General features: G+C 68.9%; 13 protein-coding genes. 2 read left to right on the top strand and 11 right to left on the bottom strand.

All coding sequences use genetic code 11. From position 1 onward, the window contains the following. Position 1 precedes the first annotated feature (1 nt). The 4 genes from AC068D_RS27145 to AC068D_RS27160 form a co-directional block, all read right to left on the bottom strand. Positions 2-4,870 (bottom strand): hypothetical protein, encoded by a 4,869-nt coding sequence (locus AC068D_RS27145; protein WP_478825693.1) that lies wholly within the window; start codon positions 4,868-4,870, stop codon positions 2-4. Next, a complete protein-coding gene (locus tag AC068D_RS27150; RefSeq protein ID WP_478825694.1) occupies positions 4,867-6,669 on the bottom strand; it encodes a hypothetical protein in 1,803 nt (600 codons plus the stop codon). The genes AC068D_RS27145 and AC068D_RS27150 overlap by 4 nt, the downstream gene beginning before the upstream one ends. 265 nt (positions 6,670-6,934) lie before the next feature. Next, positions 6,935-10,930, bottom strand: coding sequence for a hypothetical protein (locus AC068D_RS27155; RefSeq protein WP_478825695.1), 3,996 nt, complete (start codon positions 10,928-10,930; stop codon positions 6,935-6,937). 94 nt (positions 10,931-11,024) lie between these two features. Further along, on the bottom strand, positions 11,025-12,968 hold the full coding sequence (locus tag AC068D_RS27160; RefSeq protein ID WP_478825696.1) for a CHAT domain-containing protein: 1,944 nt from the start codon (positions 12,966-12,968) through the stop codon (positions 11,025-11,027). A 147-nt stretch (positions 12,969-13,115) separates the two neighbouring features. Here AC068D_RS27160 and AC068D_RS27165 point away from each other — a divergent pair, with 147 nt between their 5' ends. Next, positions 13,116-13,889 carry a hypothetical protein gene (locus AC068D_RS27165; RefSeq protein WP_478825697.1) on the top strand — a complete coding sequence of 258 codons (774 nt, stop codon included), beginning with the start codon at positions 13,116-13,118 and terminating at the stop codon, positions 13,887-13,889. Between the two features lie 216 nt (positions 13,890-14,105). On the opposite strand, the gene AC068D_RS27170 is transcribed toward AC068D_RS27165, so the two are convergent. Continuing rightward, complete coding sequence (locus AC068D_RS27170; protein WP_478825698.1) at positions 14,106-14,753, bottom strand: GOLPH3/VPS74 family protein; 648 nt, start codon at positions 14,751-14,753, stop codon at positions 14,106-14,108. Between the two features lie 704 nt (positions 14,754-15,457). On the opposite strand from AC068D_RS27170, the gene AC068D_RS27175 reads away from it, so the two are divergent. Beyond that, positions 15,458-16,225: an NPP1 family protein gene (locus AC068D_RS27175; RefSeq protein ID WP_478825699.1), complete on the top strand. Its 768-nt coding sequence runs from the start codon at positions 15,458-15,460 to the stop codon at positions 16,223-16,225. 245 nt (positions 16,226-16,470) lie between these two features. Here AC068D_RS27175 and AC068D_RS27180 read toward each other — a convergent pair whose 3' ends face one another. The 6 genes from AC068D_RS27180 to AC068D_RS27205 form a co-directional block, all read right to left on the bottom strand. Continuing rightward, positions 16,471-17,526 (bottom strand): DUF4344 domain-containing metallopeptidase, encoded by a 1,056-nt coding sequence (locus AC068D_RS27180; RefSeq protein ID WP_478825700.1) that lies wholly within the window; start codon positions 17,524-17,526, stop codon positions 16,471-16,473. 78 nt (positions 17,527-17,604) lie between these two features. Beyond that, entirely contained in the window at positions 17,605-17,796 is a 192-nt protein-coding gene (locus AC068D_RS27185; protein WP_478825701.1) for a hypothetical protein, read from the bottom strand. 336 nt (positions 17,797-18,132) lie between these two features. Next, positions 18,133-20,073, bottom strand: coding sequence for an ABC transporter permease (locus tag AC068D_RS27190; protein WP_478825702.1), 1,941 nt, complete (start codon positions 20,071-20,073; stop codon positions 18,133-18,135). An 87-nt stretch (positions 20,074-20,160) separates the two neighbouring features. Next, positions 20,161-20,970 carry a molybdate ABC transporter substrate-binding protein gene (gene modA, locus AC068D_RS27195; RefSeq protein ID WP_478825703.1) on the bottom strand — a complete coding sequence of 270 codons (810 nt, stop codon included), beginning with the start codon at positions 20,968-20,970 and terminating at the stop codon, positions 20,161-20,163. 102 nt (positions 20,971-21,072) lie between these two features. After that, positions 21,073-21,468 (bottom strand): TOBE domain-containing protein, encoded by a 396-nt coding sequence (locus tag AC068D_RS27200; protein WP_478825704.1) that lies wholly within the window; start codon positions 21,466-21,468, stop codon positions 21,073-21,075. Positions 21,469-21,928: 460 nt separating this feature from the next. Then, on the bottom strand, positions 21,929-22,573 hold the full coding sequence (locus AC068D_RS27205) for a DNA alkylation repair protein (RefSeq protein WP_478825784.1): 645 nt from the start codon (positions 22,571-22,573) through the stop codon (positions 21,929-21,931). Positions 22,574-22,800 lie beyond the last annotated feature (227 nt).

Genomic DNA, 22,800 nt, shown 5'->3' on the forward strand with positions numbered 1-22,800 from the left:
CTCACACCAGCAGCCCCAGGCCGAACATCTCGTCCGGCGGGATGTGGGACATCAGGCGAGGCCGGCGTGCGGAGTTCTCCTTCCAGCGGTCCTCGAAGTCGCACAGGGACCCCCAGACGTCGGCGGGGGTCCGGCCGAAACGGAACGCCCCGTCGAGCCGCTCGAGCCACTCACGTTCGTCGTCCTTCGCCACCGGCCCGGTGGCGAGAACCGCCGGTGCACTGCCGAGCCGGTACAGGCTGTAGGCGAACAAGTCCCGGAGCTCCGCCTGGTGCTGGGACGGCACCCGCTGCGGTTCGACGTCGAGTACGACCAGCGGGGCGGTCTGACGACGTGTACGGCAGACCTCCTCGATCGCGGCGTTCACGTCCTCGGTGCTGATGGGACGAGAGCCTCCCGAGCGCTGGAGCGTGACGCCGCGGCCCATGCGCATCGCACCACGCAGCACGATGACATCCACCGGGGCCGTCAGGTCCGGGTCCTGACCTCCCCCACTCAGCAGCAGGGGGCCCGTGCCTCCGGGCGGTGCGGTGCGCCCCTTGACCTGTTCCGCCGGCGACGGCGGTGGGCCCGGCTGCTCAGGGGGCGCCCCCGTGTGGACGGGGCCGTCGATCTCCAGCAGATGGAGCCGACGAGGAGTCACACGTACCGGCAGGTGGTGCCCAAGACCGCCGTCATCGCCCGGGAGTGCGGAACCGAGCCGCTGCAGCGCCGCTTCCCGATACCGCAGGCGTGGTGGCGTCGGCCCGGGTCGGAGCAGCCTCTGTTCGAGCGCGGCCGCGTCCTTGGGAGCAGCCGCCGCCAGCTGCCAGACCGTGGGCATCCGCTCCTGCCTGCCCATCAGTCCGGCTGCCTCCTCGACCATGGCCCGGGCGGAGCGCCGTCGGTGCCTGGCGGTCATGCGATGGGCCCGGGCCAGCAGATCGGCGGCTCGGAACTCCGGCAGCTGTTCCTCCTCGGGCGACGGCTCGGGCCAGGGCTCGGGCGGTCGAGCGCCGGGCAGGGCCCGGTGCAGTCGCAGCCATACGGACCGCACGCCGATGTTGTTCCAGCCGAGTTCCGGGTGCTTGGCCGCTTCGGCCAGCAGCGTCGCTGCTCGCGCGGGCTCATTGAGCAGCCGGGCGGTCACCACGGCCTTGCGCAGGCAGGTCAACGCGGCTCCCAGGCTGCCTTCCGCGTTCCACTCGCCCTTCTGGCCGGCGGCCAGAAGCCGTGCCACCTTCCGCCGCAACGGCGGTGACAGGTCGAAGACGCCGGCCAGCGGGCCGTACAGGTCGATCTCCTCCGCCAGCAGCAGATGGCGCATGCCGTTGTCGGGGATCTCCCGCAGTGCGGCCGAGAACAAGTCCAGATAGCGTTCGGCGTCGTCGCTCCGGCCGCACACCAGGCCGTGCAGTGCGCACACCAGCCACTCCGCGGGCAGCGGCGGGGGCGGGCCGGCCGACTGCTGTTCCGCCCGCTCCCGAAGCGCCGCCTCCCAGCGGGACAGCGCTTCGACGGCCTCGTCACCCTGGCCACCGAGGTACAGGGCCACGCACTCGGCGCGGGCGATGGCACTGTTCGCAGGCCCGCGGCGTTCTTCCCGCAACGGCGACGCGAAGGCCACGAGATGGGACGCCCTGGTGACATCACCCGCGTCGGACAACGCCGCGGCAGCACGTGCGGCCATCACCTGAAGCCGCTCCTCGTCGGTGCGGGCGAGATCCATGGCGGCCAGGGCGTGCCGCTCCGCCTGCTCCAGCCGCAGAACACCCGAAAGGGCACGAAAGCTGAGAAGCTCGGCCTGCAGCAGCAGCCTCAGGTCGGCGCGTGAGCCCAGGTCGAGGAACTGGGGCCGGAGCGCGATGCGCAGGTCCTCCACCGCCCTGAGCGGATCGCCGCGCAGCAACTGGGACCGCGCTCCCAGGACATCACGCCGAGGTGCTCCGCCGACGGACGAGACGGCCTCCAGTCCACGGCTGTCAGCGGGAACACCGAGGCGCAGCCGGGCTTCGACACCGACCACAGCGACCCGCCCTGCCGCAGCCTCGGCCTGCAACGGCCAGACGCGGGCGTCCTCGTCGTACTTCTTCCGCCAGCGCAGCACGAGGTCCGGCCGGTCCAGGGCATGCCACTCCTGAAGGGCGTACAGCGTGATCGGCAGCGTTCGCGGGTCCTTCCGCCGGCGGGCCGACTCGCGGATGTCGAGGAACTCCCTCTCGGCGGAACTCGTCCGGTCGGCTGCCCGGCCCGTGGTACCGCTCGTCCGGTCACGCTCGATCCGGGTGAGACTGCTGGCCCGCAGCAAGCGGGCGTCCGTTCGCCACAGGGCCTCATGCATCTCCCGTGCGCGGGCGCCGCCCGGGCCGCCACGGTCCTCGGCCCCGGGCAACAGCAGCGCACTGACGATCTCATGGGCCCGCAAGATGCCGGGGCCACTGTACGTCTCGGGCGCGATCGCCTTGTGCAGAGCGAGCGCGGCCGTCAGTACCTGCATCCTTTCGACATCCGCACGGACCGGTGGCTGCCCTTCGACCGTCATCCGCTCTCGCCTGCGCGCCAGCTCCCAGAAGCGCTTCAGATCCGCCCAGGTGTGCTCGCCGTGATAGAGAACGGCATGCAACTCGGCATAGGCCCGCTCCAGCGCGATGTCGTACCACAGCTGGAGCGGCATCACCTCGGTGTCGGGCAGTCCGGTCTCCGCGGTGTCCGACTCGAAGTCCACACTGAGCAGACGTTCGGCCATGTCCGCCACGGTCTTGGCGGACCCGCGCCGCCAGGCGTCGGCCACGGATGCGCGCCAGTGGTCGGCGGCGCCCTCGCGGACCCTCTCGCCCGCGGCGCTGTTCGGGGCGGCGGACGCATGCAGCTGGTGGTAGACCATGCCCGCGATCCACTGGGCCCTCTTGTCGGCGAGGGGCTCCTCCGCGGCCGCCTGGGCGCACATGTCCCGGCCGCCGTCGTGAAGGCTCCACCAGACGGAAGCCACTCCGTCGACGTTCTTGCGTGTGTAACCGCTCAGCGCCCGTCGCATGTTGACGTGCACGACCAGCCTGTCGCTCTCGGAGATCTTGATCCATGCCGAGCGCCGTGCATAGTCGAGCAGGTCACCCCAGAGACGATCCATCGCGTCCTGGTCGTCGATGTCGTACTCAGGATCCTGTTGGTGATCGGAGCCTTCCTTGCCGCCCTCGACAGGAGCTCGGAGCAGGGGCACCAGCACCTTCATGAAGTACTCGCGCGTGGGGTGCCAGGCGACCGCGCTGTAACGCAGTGCGAGTCGCATGAGAGGACTGTCGATGCGTCGCAGCTCCCGCTCCAGGGCGTACAGCTCCAGCGGTTCCCCGGACACCGTCGGCAGGTCGTCGGGGTTCTTGCGGGCGTTCTCGGCCAGCAGCGCAAGGACGAACGGGGTGAACCCGGGTGCGCCCTCGAAGTCGCCGGCGCAGGCGGCCACTATCGCGTCGGTGGTGGACCGGCTGATCTCCTGGACCTCGCAGAGGTAGCGCGTGGCCTCGTCCCGTGTGAAGGGCTGTAACCGCAGGGAGAGCCCGTGGAGCGCACCCCGGCCGGAACCGAACTCCTCGTGGAACGGCCGGAGGCAGTTGAGGTCGGCACGACCCGAGAGCACCAGCCGGATGTGGCTCGTCTCGCGCAGCAGCGTGGCGAACTTGGACAACAGTGGGCGCAGGCCTTCCTCGTCGGTCGCGCGGAGGAGTTCCTCCACCGTGTCCAGACACAGAATGACCTGGAAAGGAGGGCGGCCGGGGCGAACGGTCGCCTGGGTGACGGCATCACGGAACTGCTCCAGGACATCGCCCCGCTGGATCGGTGGGGCGCTCTGCCGGAACGAGGACTCGATGCTGGGACTGATGAACCGCCGGTCGAGCCAGCCACGCAGACCGTTGTTCTCGGTGACGAACGCACGCAGACCGGCGATACGGGATTCGTCCTGGTAGGCGGGAAGCTGGTGCAGCAGTTGATGCGCGAACTCGACCAGGAGAGCTTCGGGGAACTGCAGCAGCCGGCCCGGCTCCAGAGTGTCGAGATCCCTCAGCGCACAGAACAGAGGCGGGTCCTGTTGAAGGCCGTGCCGGGCGACCAGCCAGGCGAGCAGCGTGCTCTTGCCCATGCCGCCCGGACCGTGCAGGTGAACGACCCGTGCACCTTCATCGTTGAGGAGTGCGTCCTCCAGCGGGGCTTCCAGATAGGGCCGGCCCAGGTAGTCCCGGGTCTGGTCGAAGTGCGAGGCGTGCATCTCCTGGATGCCGAGCCGGTTGAGAGCCCTGGTCCTGCGGTCCACCAGTCGCCGGTCGATGGTCTCCGAGCCCCGGAGCTCGGTCAGTTCGGCGGGCACCAGCGTCTGTGCCAGGCGCCGGCACACGGAGAAGGAGTAGGTCTTCTGCGCGCGGGCGTACCGCTCGTCGAACAGCCGAACGGCGTCGTCCGGTTGGTCCGCCAGTACCAGCAGCTTCAGCCGCTCGACCACCGAGGTGTCGTCCCCCTTGTCCTCCAGCCAGCGGGCCAGCCGTGAGGCGGTCTCCCGCAGCGCCGGGGGAACGCAATCGCCCACGCGCTCGAGGTTCTGCACGCCCTCGAACCACCAGGCGCCCCAGGCCCCCCGCCGGAAGCCCGATGCGACCTCGTAGTGGCTCGGCTCCGCCCGGCACGGCTCCACCAGTCCTCGGTCCTGCGCCTGACCCAGCGTGTACCCGTCCGTACCGACCGCCTCGTCGTAGAGAGCGGCACTGAACCGGGACAGGAGACCGCACAGCTTCAAGGTGGAATAGGCCGCCTCGTCAGCGCCGTGCACATAGGTATGAAGGCTGCGCCACTCACTGTGCAGCGCGAGTGCGGTGGTAGACGGCCGTGATGCCGTGAGTTCGGTCATCGCGCCCCTCCTTGGCTGTAGAGCTTCGCGACCGGGAGAGCTTTGTCGAGCAGCGCCGGCCCGAGGCCGTCAGCGGCCAGCTCGACGCATTCCGCAACCTTGGCACGCCATCTGTCGGCCGTATGCCAGTCGATTCCCAGCCGCGCGCCGATTTCTCTCAGGAGAGGTGCCGCGGCCGCTTTGGGCCAGTGCTCCAGATGAATGCGGTCGGTGGCCATTTCCAGGCCGTCCGCCCAGGTGCCGACCGTGGAAGAACGGGTAGTGACCACTGTGCTGACAGCCGCGCCGGTACGCCGGACGGAACGAATCAGTGTGAGCAGCAAAGGCAGTTCTTCGTCCGACGCGGTCCGGGTGGTCGAGCACTGGTCAAGTGCCAGTACGAGGTGTGCATCCCGTGGCGCCAGTTTGACGATCAAATCCTTGGCCGTGTCTATGATGTCACTGCGGACTCCCACCATGCTGCGCCTCTGCGACCCCGTTTCCTGGTACTGCCGCAGTTCGGCCACTCGTTCGTCGATCAGACGCAGCTCGTCGTCGATGTCCCAGTCGCGGTAGCGTTCCTTGCCTTTTCGCGCGCTGTCCGCGAGCAGCGCGCACATTTCGGCTGCGAGGTTGGGAGGGCCGGGATGGCGAGAGGTGGCAAGAGGCTCGAAGTCCACGTAGAGGGCCCGCCCTCCGTCGGCTTCCCAGGCCCGGAGCAGCGACAGCAGCAGGAACGTGACACCCGCTTTACCACCGGGGGCCGGCCTGTCCTCGCCGGCTTCCGAGGCGAACAGTGTGAGCAGCCGGCTGATGTCGGCACCGGAACGCAGACGGTCCAGAGCCACCCGACGCTGGGCCACCCGGTCGGCTGCTCCGCGCACCCTCCCGTAGAACGCCTGAGACGCCTCGACGTCCTGGTGCGGGGGCGGCGGGGGAGCCTCGACCGGAAGTATTCGGTCCGGGTGGCAGTTGACCGTGACCCTGGCCGTGGCACCCGGTCGCGAGCGGGTGGCGTCCGCCACCGCACGGTCGATGCAAAGCCCCCTGGCGAGGGCGGCGTACAGATCGTGGACCGGTGCACAGAGACACGAGCCCTCCTCGGGTCGCAGCATCACCGTCCCCAGTGCCGGGTCCTGGGCATCCGGGCGCAGGGCCGAGGCCAGGATCTCCTCGCCGTCGATGCCTGTGCAGCTGGAGATCACCAGGCGTACGTGGCTCAGATTGAAGGCATCGAAGTCGGTGAGGCCGCTCTCGCGCAGGTCGGCCGATGCATTGCCGGTCAGATGGAGGATGTGGGGCTGGACGCCCTCCAGGCGGCGCTCCAGCTCGTCGCGCGTAACAGGTCCGGGGAGCACGTCCACCTCCCATCGGGTCACGAGGTCGCGGAGCGCGCTGTGTACCGCGACATCCTCATGCCATGGAGTTTCCGCCTCGGACCCCGCCCCCACGACCATTACCCGGACGGGTAGATCGGCGAACGTCATGACTCTTTCCGGCCGGAAGTTGTCCGGTCCTCGCATACTGCGGACCACTCTGACCGTGTCACCGTCACGTGAACCCGTCACCAGATGAGGCAGCGATTCCCAGGGGACCGCCTGCAGTTCCGGCAGATCGTCGTCGATCCGCAGAATTGCCAGCCAGGCATCACCCTTTTCCTCCTTCTTCTCGTCGTTGTCGTCCTTCTCGGTACCCTCATTGTTCCCGTCCGTCGAGAGGGCGGTGAACAACAGATCGAACAGCGCATCGGCGGGCGCGGGCGACGCGCCGTCAAACGCAGTTGTGCGCCCGGTAGTACGGCCGGCATGGAACACTGTCACTTCCGCGGTGCAGCCCCCTTGTGCTTCCGCGTCCTTCCGCAGCCATACATGGGCGGTGGGCGGTAAGGGTTTCGGCGGTGTGCTCATGCGGCACCGACCCGGTTCGCTCCATGACCGCAACGCACAGCAGTGTGCATCGACACCCCTTCCCCCATTGGTACCCTGCACCGTTCCTCGTTCTCGGCCACGGCCGGGAAATCATTGATTCCGCCGTCCCGGTGTGATCACCGTAGCCATGTTCCGACAGCTCTCGCAGGCAATAGGACTAAAGCATTCCTGTAATGCTCTGCCACGCCTCGTCGAGCCGGTCGTGCTGTTCGCCGCTCCTTGCGGGGGAGACCTCGCGCAGCCGCGTCCACGGGTCTATCGGCGAACACCCGGGCCGGTTCTGGCCCTCGCCGAGGGTGGTGCGAATGAGCGCGCACAATTGCGCAGCGGTGGCGGGCAGACTGCCGACGGCATCGGCGGCTCGAACCGATGCCCGGATCGCCGCGGAGTCGCGGTGCAATTCGTGCGCCTGCGTCAACCGCCCGATGAGATCCGCGAACAGATGGTGCAGCTGACCCCTCTCGTCCGCACAGCCCAGGAGGACGTTCCCGATGCGCCGGTGGCACGCGCCGATGTCCATCGGGGTGCCCGCCGCGTAGTGCCCCCGCAACGCGGTCATCTCCCAGTCGAAGGCGTCCTTGCGCAGACCGTGCGCCGCCTGTTTCTGCCCCTGGCCGTCCGCACGGACTGCCCGGTGCTCGAGGACGAGTGCCCGCGCGGATCGCTCCATCGCGAGCAGGGCGGTGTTGCCCTCATTCTCGGCGTCGTCCCTGGGCCGCGCCAGAACCTCGTGGACCGACAGGGCCGATCCCGGGTTCTCCGGCTCGATGCCCAGCAGACACGCCCGGTACACAAGGCGGTGCCGGTCGATGGCATGGGCGTCCTCGCGCGTGAGATAGCGGTCCAGTACGGCGTGGTCGGCGCGGGCGCCGCGCAGATGCAACTGACGTTCGGGCGAGTCCGCTTCGGCCGCCACAGCGAGCATGGCGCGGCAGTCCCGCCGGATCGCGAACAGCTTTCTGCGCATCGACTCACCGTCGACCCGTTGCAGCAGCGGACGGTCGGACAGATCCCGGAACCGCACGTCCACCAGCATCGACAGGACCTCACTGACACCGCTCAGAGCGAGGTCCCAGTCACCGAGGTCGGCGAGCACACGCAGCAGCTCGGTGCGGACGGCACAGGCCTCCAGCGTGCTGATCTCGGGCCCCATTCCGCTCAGGTGCTTCTCCGCCGCGTTCCTGGCTTCCTGCAGGCGCCCGGCGTCCCGCAGCGAGCGCACGTAGTCCGCGCTGATGACGGATGCCAGGGAACTGCCGCCGCTGTGCCGCTGCGACTCCTGGCACAGGGAGGACAGGTCCGGTGGAGAACCGGTCCTGATCACGTCCAGCAGGCCGTTGGCCAAAACATGGTGGGCGGACTCCTTCGATACCGAGCCGCACATGCGTATCAGCTGGTCCAGGGCCGCCTCGACAAGGTGCTGACTGGACGCGCGCTGGTACAGGATCCAGGTGTAGCGCAGGACGGTGTCCCACTGGGTGCTTCTCTCCAGATAGGGCAGAGCCTCGGTGATCAGTCGCGGCAACTCCGCGGATCTGCCGTAGCGGCGGTGCCGGTCCACCTCCTCCACCAGCCCCGCGGTGTACCTGGCCGCGATGCGGTCGACGTTCGCCGCAATCCCGGCGGAGCACGACGCCCGGACCGCCTCGACGACGGCCGGATGCACGCGGATCACCGTGCGTTCGGCCCCGGGTACCTCGATGAGGTCGAGGAGCGCATCCCGTTTCAGTTCGGCCAGCAGCGGTGCGATGTCCTCACTGACGGGCGCCTCATGGGGGGGTTCGGGATCACTTGTGATGCGCTCGCCCAAATGGAACCAGATCTCGGCCAGCAGCCAGGGGGGACGGACGGCGCCCCTGGCCGAGTGCATGACCCGGTGCACCGGCTCCAGGCAGCACAGCACTTCGAGAAGCAGCCTGCGGCGGTGTCCGTACGGAGTACGGGTGATGGCCTGGTCCGCCCAAGTGACGATCTTCGCCCAGGCATTGTCGTGCTCTTCGCCCGTCAGCCGACGGTCGTTGCGGATCAGTCTCTCGAACTCGGCCCGGTCGCGGCCCAGTGCCGCATCGGCGAGGTTGAGCAACTGCGGGTGCCCCAGGGTCGCCTGCAGTGCACCCTTGACCAGCGAACGGGTGGTGTCCCCCGTGCGTACGTCGGCACAGGCCTCGTCGATGAGCGGGCCCAGATGCTGCAGATGCGAGGCGTAGACGAAAGACTCGGGCAGGCCGAGCAGGGGCACCAGCTGGTTCATCATGCGGTCCCCCAGGTCAAGGGGATGGGGGCTGGTGATGAGGAGTCTGAACCCGTTCCTGGCCTCCGTGGCGGTCAGTGCCGACACGATCCGGTGCCAGCCGCTGTGTCTCCAGGGACCCGTGGGCGAGTGGGCGGAGCCGTCCGCACCGATGTCGGTCTCGATGAGCGGTTCGACGTCGTCGAGACAGATCAGGTAGTCGGTCCCGCCCTCGTTCGCCACGAGGCTCGATGTGAGGTGGAGGCAGAAGCGTTCGAACGACTCGTTGTTGTCCAGATCGCGCAGGAGATCCTCGGGGGAGGGCAGGGCGACCTCGTGTTCCTGCTCGTAGGGCTTCTTGATGAGCTTGCCGAGCACTTTGAGGAACTCCTTGAGGGCCTCTGTGTCGTCGTCGGGCATGGAACGCCCCTCACCGGGAAAACACACCACGCGCCGCTCGGGGATGAGGGAGGCGTGCAACAGTTCCGCAGCGCAGGTGCTCTTCCCGACTCCCTTCATACCGTGGAGGATCACTCCGTTCATGGCATCGTGTCCGGCCCTGCCGGGACGGGATTCCGAGTCCCAGGACAGCACGGCCATCGCTCTGCGCATGGTCTCGTCCCGCACCAGCAGTCGATCCGGGCGGGCCAGTGTTCCCAGGGGGCCGACACCGGCCCCGGCCTCCCGCTCCGGTGGGTGCAGTCGCAGCGACAGCGATGCCTCGCCACACAGCACAGGTGCTGCCACATCCAGCAGGGAAAGGCTGTCCCGGTGGTCGCTGATCGCAAGGGCCAGTGCCTGAGGCAGGCTCAGTCCCGAGCTCAGCAGGTTCTCGTAGACGGACCCGAGCACGAGCAGCGCCGCGTCGTCGGCAATCGGGTGCCGGAAGGCCAGCACGGGACAGCCGAGCCGTCCCGACAGTTCTGCCGGCAACCAGGAGCCCTCGGCACGAGCGTCCTGTGGCTCCTGCGGCACGGCGTCGCCGGCCCCGGGGGCGGGGGCGGGGGCGATGTCGAAGTACCGCATCCGGGTGGTGAGAGATGGCTCGCTGGGGGGTCTGGAGGTGATGACCGCCAGCCGCAGGCGACGGTGGTTCTCCGGCTGGAGCATGCTGATGAGTTCGTCGGCGGTGAGCGCCTGCTCCTCTCCGTCCGCGTCGAAGGCGGTCCAGCCCCCGGTGGCCCCCCGTCCCGCGAGGTGGAGGACCAGTTGCCATTGATGCGCTCCGCCCCGGCGCCGGTTGTTCCTGAGCTTGCTGCGTAATCCGGCGTGGGTGACGCGGTACGAAAGCGCGTGTGCGCTGACGTCGAAGCCCCCGGACACGGCTTTCAGGTTCTGCCGCAGGCTCATCTGCTCGGCGTAGAGATCGAGAGGTGCACCGGCAGGAGTGAGGCTGAACGCTCCGATGACATGGACGGGGTCCCCCTCGGAGGGCGCCCCGCTGGCGAACCAGGGCGGGGTGGCCGTGGTCGACGGGATGTCGTGGACCATGACGACCTTGTGGAAGGCCAGAGGCCTTCCGTCCGTGGCGGCGGCCAGGGCGAGCGGATACCACAGGATCTCCATGGCGTCGGTGTCCCGCAGACGCAGGACGACCGCGACCAGTCCCTCGGGGCGAGCCTGTTCGACGAGTGCATCCGTGATCCGCTCGCCGAGAACCTCGGCCCGCACAACGCCGCACATCTGCCGCAACCGCTCGTCCCGCTGGGCCCGGTCCCCCGGAAGCTGCTGGTACCACTCGTAGGGGCGACGGCAGAAGCCATGGACGTCCTTGTCCCGGAGATCCACCCTGTGCGTGATCTCCCGGCCGTCGGGCAGGTTCAGTCGCCATCGCCAGCCGGGCGCCCCGCTCCTGTCTCGCCCGAAGTCCTCCACGGCCAGACTGACCGGGTTTGTTGCGCACGGCGCAGTGGGACTCCCCATGTTCCTGCCCCCTAGGAACCGAATTTTGCAGATATGAAGGCTAAGGCTCGAGGCGCTTCCGTGCAGCAGGAACGCACAGAGTTGCCCTGCGAGGTCATTGTTCCGAAGCCCGGGAGTCGGCCCAGGCGTAAAGGGCTTCCTCGCTGACGGCGGCCGCCTCCGCCGCGAGCAGTGCCCCGGGCCGTCCTGCGGTCGCTGCCAGTACACGGCCCAGATCGGCGCGCCCGAGAAGTGCCCCCAGTCGGGGCAGGCCGGCCGCCAGACGCACCATATGACGATCCGTCAGTGAATGGAGCGGGCAGCGACGAAGCAGTGGCGCCAGCGGAGCGGGATCGGCCGCCGCCGTGAGCATCAGTTTCAACTCGCCCCGGTTCCGGGCGAGTGTGTCGATCAGCATCCACCATCCGGCGTCACGCGCGAGGAGCTCTTCCATACCGTCGACGACGATCAGGATCCGGCCCCGGCCGGCCAGCCGGTCGGCGAGCCGCGCCGCAATGCCGGGCCACGCCGATGAGGGTGTCCCACGGGCCTCCCGCACCAGGTCGTCGAAGCCGCCGAGGGTGATCTGCAGATCGTGCAGCAGTCCGACGGCGAGCCCCTGGTGATCGCGGGCGGCCGGGGAGGGGCTCGGATGCCACAGCACCGTGCCGAAGGCGTCGCGCAGATCATGGGCCAGAACCGATGCGCAGGTACTGGTGCCCGACCCTTCGGGCCCGTGGAGCACCGCACCGGGTTCCGGAGCCGTTGCGTCAAAGGCTGCACTCGACGCCACCAACTCCTCGGTGCGCCCGATGAACCGGGACGGGAACTCGGGCAGCAGGGCCGTACGGGCGTGAGGACGGTTCGACGGACCGGCGCCCCGTCGAGTGCCCAGAACCTTCCAGTCGTACGCTTCGGATGCGAACAGCATGGGCGTACTGCTCGCGAGTGACGGAAGCTCCTGCTCCAGGAGGCCCTCCTTCGTGGTGACGGCCTCCACCGCGGTGCGGAAGGCCCCGGGAAGGGAATGTCCCGCCTCCAGCAGTGCCTCGTAGAACGTGTCCTCGAAACAGCGGGCGAAGTCGTTGCGGACCGGGAACCGCATGGCCAGCACCGCGCAGCGCAGGTTCTCCGAGAGCGCCGACGCGACCGAGGCCAGGCCGCCCGGCCGGCCATCGGTACGGACGTCGTCGGCACCGGGCGCGCGGTCACCCGCCGCGGGGACGTCGGCCCCGGACCAGCACGCGGTGAGGACCACCAGAGCCAGTCGTCCGCGCGCCGGCTCCAGCAGCTCCAGTAAGTCCTGTGCGGAGACAGGGTCCTTGGAGCCGTCCGGCTTCGACAGGATCAGTTCGCCCGGTTTCCCGTGCGCCACGATGTGGATGACGTCCCAGCCTTCCCGATGTCCCGCCAGTGTGCGGAGGTCACTTCGCCCCACTGCGAACTGCCGGGTGGTCAGATCCAGGTCGACATGCCGGCTTGCGCTCAGGAGAAGGCGCGAACGCAAATCGGCCCGATGCGCGCCGAGGTCCAGCGGCCCCGTGTTCGTGGGCAGGCTGAAGAGAGCCAGCATCCGCAGCGCCGTGTCCCCGGGGCGAGGCCGATCGGCCGGCAGCACGGGTCCGTTCGAACGGTCGGGCGCAGGGCCCAGACCTCTGATGAAGGTGATGTGCCGTTGGCCGAGGGACTCACCGTGCACCAGGGCGAGCTCCCAGGGAACGGTGTCGAGCTCCACCAGCACGCGCGGGATGCGCAACTCGACGCTGACCGGCCCCAGTTCCGCCAGAACCCCTGCCATGCGCCCCAGTAGCGCGGTGGTCACGAGGCATCCCACCCGGCGCAGTTCCTTCTCGACCCGGTGCGGCGGCGCACCCTTCGCGAAGAGGGCATGCACGCGCCCCGAGAAGCCATGGACCGTATCAAGTGTTCCCATCCCGTCGGCCGTCCGGTCCAGAAGGACCGGGTGCGAGACCTCCCTGCCGGTGGGCAGGACGAGTGTCCACACCCAGCGCAGCGGCCCGCCGGTGCGGGGATCGCACTCCCAACGGCGAATCGACAAAGCGACCGCCGGCTCCATTCACCCTCCTGAGTGCGGTCACTTCACGGGATCGTGCGCTCGTCGCACCAATCGGCGCGATCCTCGCACGGCGTCACCATCCTTGACCTACAGTAACCGCACAGTGTGACTCGGCGAGGGGGAAATCGTATGAAACAGCGTGAGCGGTACGTGGCGGCCATGCTCGAGGAGCTCGATCTGGAGGCCACCTGGGCCCCCGACGAGAAGCGCCGGGTGGGTGAGGTCGGGGTCTACCGCAAGAACGGACTCTTCGACTCCCAGGGGACGCTGGCCGACTACGGCATCGACTTCGACACGTCGGACGTGCCCGATGCCCGTTCGGTGTGGGAGCACCAGCGTGCGGCGACAGTCGACTTCGGTGCCAACGCGAGGGCCTCCGTCGCCCCGGTGGGCGCGGCCACGCGCCTGCGGATCGGCTTCGACAAGGCGGGCGGCTTCCTCTTCCGGGCGGTCGGCTGCCGATGGACGGAGATCGGGAACTTCGCCGCGGTGCGGAGTGCGATCCTCGAGCAGTTCGAGGATGGCAAGTGGCCCAAGAACCGTGTCGTCATCACCGCAGTGGTGAGCGCCCGGCGCACCACCGTGCTGATCTCCGACGAGAAGAACGGACATGCGGAGCTCCGTGCGGCGGTCGATCCATCGGTCGTCACGGGGGTCGATCTGCTCACCGCCGACGCGGGGTTGCACTGGGTGGGCGGCGCCGGCGTCAGCACGAAGCAGTTGGCGGCCGGGGATCTGACACCGCTCTACCGTGTGAAGGGCATCCTGAAGAAGCCGTTCGGAACTGCCGACTTCGGCTACATGGACGATCACGAACCGGACGACGAGTACACCCCGCCCGGCTCTCCCTACCTGGGAGATGTCAGCAGTCTCTCCTACGCCGAGGAGTCCGCCCCCTCCTGATTCCTGCGGTGGCGCGATCGGTGGACCGGGTCCGCAGGCGGCGGGTCGTATCGCCGGCTCGTCACCCACTAGGGGGCCGGGGGAGTCCTCGACCGGCCGGCCTCCCACCGTGGGCGTACAACACCGTGCTGGTCGCCACCGGACACCTGTGTTCCACGAACAACGCGGCCGGCCGCCGCACTTGTGGGCAGGCGGGACCCACTCCGACCCTGGTTGTCATGCGCCTCGCCAGATGTTGTCGAAGGCGGCATTCTCGATGGTGCGCCGCTGCCGGACGGCCTCCAGTTCCAACAGTGCGTCCTGGAGGGCGGCGAGCACGGTGTCCAGGGTGTCCGAGGTATCGGCGTTGTTCACGTTGTTCATGGCCCCTTCGTCCACGCCCGGGGAGTCCGCAGGGCTTTCCTCGCGGGTGTCGACCCCGACCGCCGCTGCAAGGGCGGCGAGGACAGGCTCGCGCGATGCCCAGCGCTCTGCCGCCCGGCGTCGGTCGGGCGAATCGGCCGGGACGATCCGACCGGCTCCGAAGGGCATCCCGCGACGATGTTGCCGAATGAGCTGCCCATCGGCCTCGAGGGCGGCCACATACGATGCCGACAGGTCGCGACCTCTGCGCCACAGCCAGTCGTCGATCGATTCGTAGGGCGCTTCGAGAACGAGCGACGATGCGGCCTGATCCAACAGGGGATCGGCTATGGCCGGGCGGTGGCCCGGAACGATGCGATCGCCGTCGAGGGTGATGGCCCGGGCGTCGAAGAGGTCGATCACCTCGGCTCCTGCGAGCGCGAGCGACAGGTCGCCCTGGCCGACAGGGCGGCTGGGCACCGCGTCCATGGCGATGATCATCAGGTCCCGTGGAGTGGTCATGGTTCAGCTCCTCGAGAGACTCTGGGTTCTTCCATCCTCGGTGCCGTGGGCTTGTGGCGCATCCTCGGGCCCGGCGTCCGTCGTCCGCTGCCGGACGGGGAGCGGTGAGCAGAGCGGCTGCGACCTCCACCACCGACGACACGCCTCGTTGTGCGCCCGACGTCCATGCCCTGTCCCGATCGCGGAAGGGTGCGCGCGTTCGTCGATGCGGAACGGCCGGTGAACGCCCAAGGGAGTCGCCACGTCCGCAGGGTGTGAGGTGGCCGCCGCCGAATCAGCCGACGGTCGCCCGGCCACCCGGTCGCCCTGTCGGCCGACGGATGGACGGTCGCGGGGCCGCTGCGAAACAGCTGTTGGTTCCCGTGCGCCGTCGGGCTGCGGGAGGCGTGCATGCCGGCGCCGAACTGTCGTCCGCATGGCTGGAGAGCCTGACAACGACTTCGGGCTCAGCAATCCGACGATCACGGCTCCGGACGGAGGAGAAGCCGGGCAGGAGCAACCGGCCGGAGACCGGACCGGAGGCATGGCCGGGGCCGCGCAGGCAACGCAAGAAGCGCGATCTGCCGGACTGCGTCCGGTTCTTGGTCCACCTTTCATCGCATAGTTGCCTCACCCCTCTTGGTATTCCGCCGAAACACCTGAAAGCTGTGGCGGACATGTCAATGGATCGTGTACCCCCACGCCGCGGTCTCCAGGAGGACTTGGTGCAGCAGAGCGCAAGAATCCGCAGAACTTCGCTCGTCCTCGCCGGTGCGTTCGCGCTGGTGCTCGCCGTCCCGAACACTGCCCTCGCCGCGCCGTTGGCCGCCCTGCCGGCCAACGCGGACGCTCTGGACCAGACGTTCCAGCCGGCCTACGACTACGACACCGACGGCTGTTACTCGACGCCGGCCATCGGTCCCGACGGCGCCATCAACCCCGGCCTGAAGCCCACCGGTGCCCTCAACGGCAACTGCCGGGACGCGTCGGACCTCGTCAACACCAACGGGTACTCGCGCGCCAAGTGCAACAACGGCTGGTGCGCCATCATCTACGGGCTCTACTTCGAGAAGGACCAGGCCATCCCCGGCATCAGTCTCGGCGGGCACCGCCACGACTGGGAGCACGTCGTGGTCTGGGTGCAGAACAACCAGGCGAAGTACGTCGCCACGTCTGCCCACGGAGATTTCGACATCTACCCGCGCGACCGGATCCGCTGGGACGGCACGCACCCGAAGATCGTGTATCACAAGGACGGTGTGAGCACCCACTGCTTCCGACCGGCCAACTCCAACGACGAACCGCCGGAGAACCACCAGCACACCTGGCAGTTCCCCAAGCTCGTTGGCTGGAACGGCTACCCGGCAGGCCTGCGCGACAAGCTCAGCCAGGCCGACTTCGGCAGCGCCCACTTCGGGCTCAAGGACGGCAGCTTCGCGGGCCACCTCGCCGAGGCCAAACCGGCCGGCATCCCCTTCGACCCCAATGCGTGACAGGTAGCTCCTGTCAGTCTTCCCCCGGCGCTCCCACGGCAGCGGCCCGTGCGCCGCCGGGATGTCCGTGAACCGGCCTGGCGGCGACCAGCCGAGCGAGCTGCTCGTTCCGGTCACCCCGCACCGCCCCGCAGTCCCCTGCCTGGACTGCGGGGCGCAGCTGGCCATGCGCCTGGCGCTCGTGCGAAGTCCCTGGCCGCACGGGATGACCACTGTCGCAGGGGCGGGCCGATGGCTCTGCATGCTCACTGCCCACTGCGGAACTTGTCGAGCTCCTCCGCGAAGGCCTTCGTCTCCGCGATGAGGTGGGCGCGTGCCTTCTCCTGCGTCGTGTCACCCTGGTCCTTGAACGCCCCGCTGAAATGCGGCTGGAGTTGGGTCCACCAGCCGTAGTCCAGCATGGCCCATGCCTGTGGACACAGCGGGGCACGGGTCTTCGGCAGGTAACCCGCGTCGACCAGAGGCCCGTAGTACTTCTTCGGGTCGCTCCCCTCGAGGTAGCACAGGAAGTTGAAGACCCGTTGCTGAGTGACGGGGTGATCGCTCGAGAGCCCCTCCAGCGTCAGCTCGCCCTCCTCGCGGGCCAGCTCGTCGAAAAGGATCGCGGCTGCCAGCGACGGGCCCGGTCCCACCTCGTTGACGGTGTAGAACGACGCGAACCCGTCGGCTGCGTCCTCCTCGAGGCCGAGATTCGGAAGCAGAAGCTGACGTTGCAGAGCATGGCCCATCTCGTGGCCGAAGATGAACTGCGTCGACAGTGCGGTCAGGGCGTCGGCGTTGTACCCCTTGCTGGGGAACAGGGCGGGTCGCTCGACGGTCTTGACCACCTTGCTGAGGACCCCCTCGACCTGGGTCAGGAACGGCGGGGGCACGAAGATCGTCCTGCCGTCGGGCTGGGTGACCGCATCGGTCACCCCTGGTGGGACCTTGTCGGTGACCTTCACGACCAGGTCGTGCGGGAGGGCGACCGACCTGTTCACCCAGCCGGCGAGCTGCTCGAGTACGCGGGACTTCCGGATCACCGCCACGGCCTGCCGGTCCTGCGGCCTGATCGTGTCGTCCTCGTAGACGATCGTGACCTTGCCGTTCGCCTCGGTCTTGTTGTCGTCGCCGTCACACGAGGCGACTGCGAAGCCGGCGACGAGCAGTCCCCCTGCGAAGGCAGTCCTGAACCTGGCCGAGTACCCGCCGTTGCCCAGCACCCTGGTCAGCTCATTTCCTTGGACGTTGAGGTGGGAGGTTGCACTCTTCGTGCTCTCCGGAGCCTTGCCGATGCTGGAGGCGGGAGTCGAACATGACACGGAGGATTATGATCGACGGGCCACATGTCTGCAATAACCCATTTGTGGCGTTTTCATGCCATTGGGTCGGCCCGGTAATCATGCCTCGTGTGCGGGCGCAGAGTTCCTGGCCTGGCCATCGAGGGCCTCATCGTCGGCTTCCACGGCTGCAGCGGACGACGCCGAGACCCGGGGGCACATGAGCCACTGGGCCGGGGTCTGCAGGAGTGCCAGGATCTCGTACGTGTCGTCGACCGGCTCCGTCCCCCGCATCCCGAGTTGGATGGTCACGACCAACGGGTCTCTCTGGTCGGGGCGTTCGCGGGACCTGCCCGACGGGCCCTCTCTGCCCGCCGAGTTGGAGCGCCACGGATCGGTGAATGGCCTCGACTCCTTGCAGGGCCGAAGCTCGGTACGGGCGGGGACTTGCGGTGGAGCCCGGCATCGGCGGAGAGCCGCCGTCGTACCTGCAAGGCCCCGCCGACGGCCGTGCCGGGTCGAGCAAGTGCCGCCGCTCCCAGGCGAGCGAGACCAGGTACTCCAACTGACGCAGCGACACGGTTTCGTCCCACGCCCTTCGAGGAGTCGTTGTCCGTCGTCCGTCCGGTTCGCACGCGAAGGGACCGGTCAGAGGGCCACCACGGCCGCCTCGGTCGCTTTGACGCTGGTCCATACGGCAGATCCGTCGGCGAGGCCGAGTTCGGCGAGTGCGTTCGGGGTGATCTCGGCGACGAGGTCCGGAGCCTCGTCGGAGGTGATCAGGACACGTAGCCGGCTTCCGCTGGTGGTGATCTCCCGGACAGTGCCGGGCCACACGTTCCGGGGGCTGCCGGTGGGCCTGTCCGGGTGCACGGCGACGGCTTCCGGAGCGATGATCGCGAGAGCGTTCGTGCCGGCCGGGAGCGGTTCGGCGACGATGAGTGTGCCTCCGCCGGTGAGTTGGATGCCGTCGGCGGTGGCGGTGCCGGGCCAGGCGTTGCGGCCGAGCATACGAGCCACCCAGGGGGAGCGGGGGTGGCGGGTGACGTCCGTAGGCGGGGCGTCCTGCAGGGCGCGGCCGTCGTCGAGAACGAGGACCCTGTCGGCGAGCGCGACGGCTTCGACGGGGTCATGCGTGACGATCAGGCACACGCCGCCGAAACCGTCGAGATGGCGGCGCAGTGTGTGCCGGACCTGCGCGCGGGTGGTCTGGTCGAGGGCGGCAAGCGGCTCGTCGAGCAGGAGGAGCCGGGGGCGGGCGGCCAGTGCCCGGGCGAGCGCGACACGCTGGGCCTGACCACCGGACAGCTGAGCAGGCTTGCGATGGGCGAGATGGCCGACGCCCAGCCGGTCGAGCCAGTCCTCGGCGCTGCGACGGGCCTCGGCGCGCGGGACGCCGTGAGCGCGAAGTCCGTATGCGGTGTTGGCCAGCGCGCTCATGTGCGGGAAGAGCGCACCGTCCTGCGGGACCCAGGCCACGCCTTTGCGGTGCGGAGGGAGCGCGGTGACATCGTGGTCGCCGAGCCGGAGTTCGGCGTGGGCGCGAGGGGTGAGGCCCAGGAGGGCGCGCAGCAGGGTGGTCTTGCCTGCGCCGTTGGGCCCGACCACGGCGATCGTGGTACCCGGTTCGGCGTCCAGGGCGAGTCTGGTGAAGCCGCTGACGTCGGCATGGAGAGACCAGCGCTCCTGCGGAGCCGAGGCCTGTGCGGCTGCGTACTCGGGGACGGGTGCCGGCGCCAGGACGGGTTCGACCCCGTCCACCGGGGGCACGGGCGCGTTCCGGCGGACGGCGGGCGTCCAGCGGCCTCGCAGCGTGATGAGCACCAGCATCGCGATGGCGAGCAGCAGCAGGGAGACCGAGGTCGCTGCTTCCGGCTCGTCCTGGAGCAGCAGATACACCTGCAGGGGCAAGGTCTGGGTGCTGCCAGGCAGGTTGCCGGCGAAGGTGATGGTGGCGCCGAACTCTCCCAGCGCCCGGGCCCAGGTGAGGGCGGCACCCGCGATGAGTCCCGGGGCGACCATGGGCATCGTCACGGTGAAGAACACCCGAACCGGCGAGGCCCCGAGGGACGCGGCGGTCTCCTCGTAACGGGGCCTCAGGCCGCCCAGCGCGCCTTCGAGGCTGATGACGAGGAACGGCATGGCGACAAAGGTCGCGGCGAGGACGGCGCCCGAGGTGTGGAACGGCAGGGTGATGCCGAACGTGTTCTCCAGCCAGGGGCCGAGCAGCCCGCGGCGGCCGAAGGCCAGCAGCAGCGCGACACCGCCGACGGTGGGCGGCAGCACCATCGGCAGCAGCACGAGCGAACGTACGAACGCCTTGCCGGGGAACGGTACGCGAGCCAGCAGCCACGCCAGTGGCACCCCCAGGCCCAGCGACAGGCCGAGTGCCCAGAAGGAGACCAGCAGCGAGAGCTGGACCGCCTCGACGGTTCCGGGAGCCGTGAGGTGGTTCGCGAGTTCGCCCCACTGCGTCCGTACGAGGATCCCGACGAGCGGCAGCAACAGGAATGCCACTGCGAGCAGTGCGGGGACCACCAGGGTGACCGGGGCGCGGGGGCCCGGTGTGCGACGGTGTGTTCGTTTCATCGGTGATCCATTGAGCGCGGGTGAGGGACGGGGCAGGGGCTGCCCGCTCCGTGGAACGGGCAGCCCCCTCAGAGCAGTCGCGTGCGACTACGGCTGCTGGAAGCCCGCGTCCTGGAGGATCTTCCGGGCCTCGGGACTGGACAGCCAGGCGACGAACGCGGCGGCGGCTTCGGCGTTCTCGGACTGCTTCAGCGTCGCGGCCGGGTACTCGGCGATCGCGTTCTGTGCGTCCGGGATCTCGACCGCGTCGACCTTGTCCGTGGCGGTCTCGGCGTCGGTCTTGTAGACGAGACCCGCGTCGGCCTCTCCCAGTTCGACCTTGCTCAGGACGGCCCGGACGTTCGGCTCCTGGGAGACCGGCTTCACTGTGATCTTCTGGGCGTCGAGGATCTTCTTGCTGTACTTGCCGGCCGGCACCTCGGGGGCGGCGAGGACGACCTTCAGCTTCGTGTCCGCGAGGTCCTTGAGCTCGTCGACCTTGTGAGGGTTGCCCTCGACCGTGGCGATGACGAGGCGGTTCTTGGCGATGACGGCCGGGGAGCCGGTGTCCGCCTTCACGCTGTCCATGCTCTTGGTGTCTGCGGTGACCAGTGCGTCGGCCGGTGCGCCCTGCTTGACCTGTGCGACCAGCTCCTGAGACCCGGCGAAGGAGAACGTGATCTTCGTGCCGGGATTCTTCTTCTCGTACGCGGCGCCGGCGGTCTTGAAGACGTCGGTCAGCGAAGCGGCCGCCAGCACAGTCAGGTCGGCCTTGGGTGCTCCTGCGGCGGACCCGGGGGTCTTTGCGTCGCCGCCGTCCTTCTTGGAGTCGTCGCTGCCGCAGGCGGCGAGCGGGACGAGGAGGGCCGCGGTCAGGAAGGCAGCGGCGGCGCGGCGTCTGGTGAAGGCGTGGGACATGGGTGTGGGACTCCTTGGGGACGTGGCCGGCTTGGGTGCCGCCCGAGCGGACGGTGACGAGCCGCGCCGTTGACGGGCGACGCCGCTCGGTTGTGCCAGAGGTCAGGTGCGGTCGATGTGCACGCTGGTCGACTTCACGCGGGCGGTGGCCTCCATGCCGACCTCAAGACCCAGTTCCTCCACGGCCTCGCGGGTCAACAGGGACACGAGCCGGTGCGGACCCGCCTGGATCTCGACCTGGGCCGCGACATCGCCGAGCTTGACCGCGGTGACGATGCCCGGGAAGGCGTTGCGCGCAGACGTGTAGGAGGGTTCGTCCTCGCTGCTGCCGCCCTGGGCGACCTCGATGGAGAAAGCGGCCAGGTCCCGGCCGTCGATGAGGCGGCGACCGTTGTCGTCGCGATGGGTCGCGACCCGACCGGCATCCGCCCAGCGGCGTGCAGTGTCGGGGCTGACGCCCAGCAACCGTGCCGCCTGTCCGATGGTGTAGGACTGCATACGCGCCACGCTAGAGCCAAAGATCTGGCATCTGCAACTCCAGGTGTGATTATCCATTGCAGATGCCAGCTTTCTAGGAGGAATATCCAGTGGTGGTGGTGCACTGCGGACGCACAGGAGTGGTGGCCGCGTCCGAAGGAGACGTGCTCGTCCGCGGGCTGCTGCACTCGCTCACTCCTTGGCGCGTCCATGACTCTGCCGGGCAGGCGGCAGCGGCTGCTGATCGACGACTGCAGCCCGGCCACGGCGCTGCACGCCGGCGTCAGTGCGCTCACGGAGACAACAGCGGGCCTGGGCAAAGCCCTGACCCAGGCGCGGTACGCGGCGGCCCCCGCCAGGACCGTGGCACCGCGGAATTTCCCGCGTCACGGGTGTCGAGGACCTCTCCACCCTGGAGTCACTCCTCGCGGGCGACCCCGACGACGTACGACCCGGCGGCCGAGCGTGAGCGCGAACCCTCCTACGCGTCGTGCTGCCGGCGCACCATCTCGGTGATCCAGATGGGCGCGAAAGGAGACGTGCAGCCCGGGGAGGTCGGGTAGTCCTTGAGCACCTCCAGGCGCTCACCGATGTCGATGGCACGGGTGCGGTGCTCGGCGTGATCGATCCCGATCTGAGCGAGGCAGTGGTTCATCGCCCACTGCAGACGATCCGGGGCGTCCTTCATCTCCGCCTCGATGACGTCGAGCAGTCCTGCGAGGTCGAGACCCTCGGGCTTCTTCGTCACGCGTTCGGTGGTCAGCGCCCAGCCGGCGCTGGCGACCACGGGATCCGGATCGGCGGACCAGGCCAGGCGCAGCTCTTCGGAGTGCGGGTTCTTCTTCACCACGTAGTTCACGAGCCAGTCGTGCACCTTGGGTGTGCGCGCCTCGCGCACCATGACGTCCAACTCGTCACGCTCGAACGCCTTCGGGCGGCAGATCAGGATCGCCAGCAGTCTCGCCGCGGTGTCATCCGTCTCCCAGAGGCGGCACGCGAGTTGCTGCTGTGTCTTCAGCCGCTTCGCGAGCGCGCGCAGCTTGCCGAGGTTCACACCGTGATCGTCACCGTGTTTCTCGTTGACCGCGCGTGTCTTCGGGTCCTCGAGCTCGGCGAGCTCGGCCATCACCTCGCCGAACGTCGTCTCGGCCACCTCAGCCTCCTGCCCTCACATGCGAGATTCAGCCTACGACGGACGTCCTGCGACGGACGTCGGCCCGCTGCCGTAACCGCCGGTCCGGCGGCAGCCGCCGACACTGACATCCCGCGTCTTCACAAGTGTGCAGCAGTACTCTCGCGGTCTCCGGTGTGCCCCTTGCGGCCGTGCGTTGGCCGTAGCACCCGGTCGGTGTC

The organism is Streptomyces sp. NPDC043861, assembly GCF_056435905.1.

Coding starts and splice junctions, on each gene's coding strand:
- AC068D_RS27145 (WP_478825693.1), bottom strand. CDS start 4,870: ATGACCGAACTCACGGCATCACGGCCGTCTACCACCGCACTCGCGCTG.
- modA (WP_478825703.1), bottom strand. CDS start 20,970: ATGTCCCACGCCTTCACCAGACGCCGCGCCGCCGCTGCCTTCCTGACC.
- AC068D_RS27170 (WP_478825698.1), bottom strand. CDS start 14,753: ATGACCACTCCACGGGACCTGATGATCATCGCCATGGACGCGGTGCCC.
- AC068D_RS27155 (WP_478825695.1), bottom strand. CDS start 10,930: ATGGGGAGTCCCACTGCGCCGTGCGCAACAAACCCGGTCAGTCTGGCC.
- AC068D_RS27165 (WP_478825697.1), top strand. CDS start 13,116: ATGAAACAGCGTGAGCGGTACGTGGCGGCCATGCTCGAGGAGCTCGAT.
- AC068D_RS27200 (WP_478825704.1), bottom strand. CDS start 21,468: ATGCAGTCCTACACCATCGGACAGGCGGCACGGTTGCTGGGCGTCAGC.
- AC068D_RS27190 (WP_478825702.1), bottom strand. CDS start 20,073: ATGAAACGAACACACCGTCGCACACCGGGCCCCCGCGCCCCGGTCACC.
- AC068D_RS27205 (WP_478825784.1), bottom strand. CDS start 22,573: ATGGCCGAGCTCGCCGAGCTCGAGGACCCGAAGACACGCGCGGTCAAC.